Origin of the sequence: Streptomyces sp. NPDC049577, from assembly GCF_040675635.1 — a bacterium.
Classification (GTDB): domain Bacteria; phylum Actinomycetota; class Actinomycetes; order Streptomycetales; family Streptomycetaceae; genus Streptomyces.
The window spans coordinates 1-2,972 of sequence record NZ_JBFAPH010000508.1 but is presented as its reverse complement, the minus strand read 5'-3'; the positions used below and the strand labels follow the sequence as shown (position 1 = coordinate 2,972).

The window sequence follows — 2,972 nt, the reverse complement described above, 5'->3', positions numbered from 1 at the left end:
CCCCGATGACGTGCTCGGGCCGTACCTGCGTGCCGAAGAGGGTGCTGGCCACTGCCGCGACCACCTTCTTCTGATCGTCGAGCGAGCCCCTCACCGTGCCCGCCGACGTGCCGTGCACCCGGACGCCGACGGCGGCCGAACTGCGGCTGATCCGCGAGGTCATCGACCCGGCCGGGCTGCGCGACCGCGAGGTGCGGCGGTGAGCGACCCCACCCTGCCCACGGCGCTCACCCGGCTGGTCGGGGTCCGGCACCCCGTCGTGCAGACCGGCATGGGCTGGGTCTCGGGCCCCCGGCTGGTGGCCGCCTCCGCGGAGGCCGGCGCGCTGGGCATCCTCGGCTCGGCGACCATGACGACGGCGCGGCTGCGCGAGGCGGTCCGGGAGGTCAGGTCCCGGACGGACCGGCCGTTCGGCGTGAATCTGCGGGCCGACGCGGGGGACGCGGCGGAGCGCGTCGACCTCATCGTCGAGGAGGGGGTGCAGGTCGCCTCGTTCGGGCTGGCCCCCTCGCCGGAGCTGATCGCCCGGCTCAAGGACGCCGGTGTGGTGGTGATCCCGTCCGTCGGGGCGCGGCGGCACGCGGAGAAGGTCGCGGCGTGGGGCGCGGACGCGGTGCTGGTGCAGGGGTCCGAGGGCGGCGGGCACACCGGGCCGGTGGCCACCAGCGTGCTGCTGCCGCAGGTGGTCGACGCGGTCGACATCCCCGTGATCGCGGCGGGCGGCTTCCACGACGGCCGCGGCCTCGTCGCCGCCCTGGCGTACGGCGCGGCGGGCATCGCCATGGGCACCCGCTTCCTGCTGACGGCGGACAGCGCGGTGCCCGCCCGGGTGAAGGCGGCCTACCTCGACGCCGGCGTGCAGGACGTCACCGTCACCACCAAGGTCGACGGCATTCCGCATCGCGTGCTCCGTACGCCGTTCGTCACCGCCCTGGAACAGGCCGGCCGCGCGGGCACGCTTGTGCGGGCGCTGGTGCACGCCGCCTCGTTCCGCCGGCTCTCCGGGCTGAGCTGGCCGGGGATGCTGCGCGACGGGCTGGCGCTGAAGCACGGCAAGGAACTCGGCTGGGGGCAGCTGCTGCTGGCCGCGAACACCCCGGTGCTGCTGCGGGCCGCGATGGTGGAGGGCCGCACGGACCTGGGGGTGATGCCGGCCGGGCAGGTCGCCGGGGTGATCGATGACCTGCCGACCGTCGCCCAGCTCGTCGAGCGGATCCTGGCGGAGGCGGACGCGACTCTGCGAGGCTTGCCGCAGCCGTGAGACGCGCGGCGGGGACGAGGAGGGGGCGGCATGAGCGGGGACGGTACGCCGGACGGCGGCACGACGGACGCCCGCGTGCTGTGGCGGTTGTTCGAACCTATCCACGCCGTCGTGTACTTCGCTCCGGAGGTGCCGGCCGCCTTCGAGGAGGCGGGGCTGCGCGGCTGGTGGCGGGGCTACTTCGCGGGGCGGGCGGCACCGCTCGGGCCCGTCGGGCCCGGGCCGGTCACGGCGTCCTTCTTCTCCTTCGCCCCGGCCACGGTGGCGCGTGCCCTGCCCTCGGTCTGGCGGCTCCTGCCGGCGGAACGGGCCCTGGAGGTCCGGCGGTCCGGCGTGCGAGCGGCGCTGCGGCGACTGCTGGACGGCCGGGAGGAGGACGCCGCGCGGGCGGCCGCGCTGCTGGCCCCGGTGCTGGACGGGCTGGACTGCGGCGGGCGTGTCCTGGCCGCCGCGAACGCGGCCCTGGCTCCGCCGGACGACCCGCTGGACGCGCTGTGGCACGCGGCGACGGTGCTGCGCGAGCACCGCGGGGACGGCCACGTGGCGTCCCTGGTGGCCGCGGGCCTGGACGGCTGCGAGGCCCTCGTCCTGCGGACGGGCATCGACCTGCCGCGCGCGGAACTCCAGCCGTACCGGGGGTGGACGGACCAGGAGTGGGACGCTGCGGCCGCCCGGCTGGCCGCCCGGGGACTGCTCGGCCCGGACGGCTCGGCGACGGCGGAGGGCCGCCGCGTCCACGCGGAGGCGGAGCGCGCGACGGACCGCGCGGCGGCCCGGGCCTGGGAGGGGATGTCCCCTTCCGCCCGTGCGGAACTCCGCGCCGCCCTGGCGCCGTTGGCCGCCGCCTGTTCCGGGGTGCTGCGCTTCCCGAACCCGATCGGACTGCCGGCACCGGCCTGATTCGCGACAACGTGCGCCCGGCGGTGGCCGGATACCGCCGGGCGCGCAACGTTGTCCCCGGCCGGTCTGTCGTATCCCACACACGTGTACTCACCTTGGGGAGACAGTCATGCGAAAGTTGGCAACCGCGGCCGCCGTTCTCGTGCTGGCGGGCACCGGCCTGGCGGGTACGGCCGGGACGGCCGGCGCGGCGACCGGGCGGGAAGCCGTCGCCACCACCTGCTCGACCGTCTGGGGCAGCGGCGACAAGACGGCCAGGGATCCGAGCGTCAAGCCGCTGACGAACATCCGGACCGGGCAGCAGGAGTGCTTCGACCGCATGGTCTTCGACATCGGCGGCCCGGCGGGGAAGACCGGCTACCACGTCGGCTACGTCGACGCGTTCTACCAGGACGGCTCGGGCGACGAGATACCGGTGGGCGGCGGCGCCATCCTCCAGGTCTACGTCTCGGCGCCGAGCTACGACCCGGGTACGGGCAAGCAGACCTACGCGGGGCGGGCCGGCAAGCCGCTGCCGGGCGTGGACGTCACCGGTTACCGGACCTTCCGGGACACCCGGTACGGGGCGAGCTTCGAGGGCCGGACCCAGATCGGCCTCGGGGTGCGCGCCCGGCTGCCGTTCCGGGTGACGCAGTCCGGCGACCACCTGATCGTGGACGTCGCGCACACCTGGTGACACGGGGCCGCTGTGCGGGCGTGGGCCACCGTGCTACCAGGACCGGCCGTCGGCCGGCTCCTCTTCACGCCGGTGCGCGCCACGGGCCGGAACCCGGTCACCCGGGCCGTGCGGGAGCTGTGCCGCCTTGCCGCC

Annotated in this window: 3 protein-coding genes and 1 pseudogene; all 4 read left to right on the top strand. The window is 76.0% G+C overall.

Annotation, left to right across the window (positions count from 1 at the left end; genetic code table 11):
* Nucleotides 1-89 precede the first annotated feature (89 nt).
* Nucleotides 90-203 (top strand): annotated as a pseudogene (locus AB0K09_RS31875) (CoA-transferase); the annotation flags it as partial.
* An 11-nt stretch (nucleotides 204-214) separates the two neighbouring features.
* Nucleotides 215-1,261, top strand: coding sequence for a nitronate monooxygenase (locus AB0K09_RS31870; RefSeq protein ID WP_366068873.1), 1,047 nt, complete (start codon nucleotides 215-217; stop codon nucleotides 1,259-1,261).
* A gap of 30 nt (nucleotides 1,262-1,291) precedes the next feature.
* Nucleotides 1,292-2,161: a hypothetical protein gene (locus AB0K09_RS31865; RefSeq protein WP_366068872.1), complete on the top strand. Its 870-nt coding sequence runs from the start codon at nucleotides 1,292-1,294 to the stop codon at nucleotides 2,159-2,161.
* Nucleotides 2,162-2,270: 109 nt separating this feature from the next.
* A complete protein-coding gene (locus AB0K09_RS31860) occupies nucleotides 2,271-2,837 on the top strand; it encodes a hypothetical protein (RefSeq protein WP_366068871.1) in 567 nt (188 codons plus the stop codon).
* Nucleotides 2,838-2,972: the final 135 nt, after the last annotated feature.

What these genes read in the sequence shown, in the direction of transcription:
- AB0K09_RS31865 (WP_366068872.1), top strand. Translation starts at nt 1,292, where the DNA reads ATGAGCGGGGACGGTACGCCGGACGGCGGCACGACGGACGCCCGCGTG.
- AB0K09_RS31860 (WP_366068871.1), top strand. Translation starts at nt 2,271, where the DNA reads ATGCGAAAGTTGGCAACCGCGGCCGCCGTTCTCGTGCTGGCGGGCACC.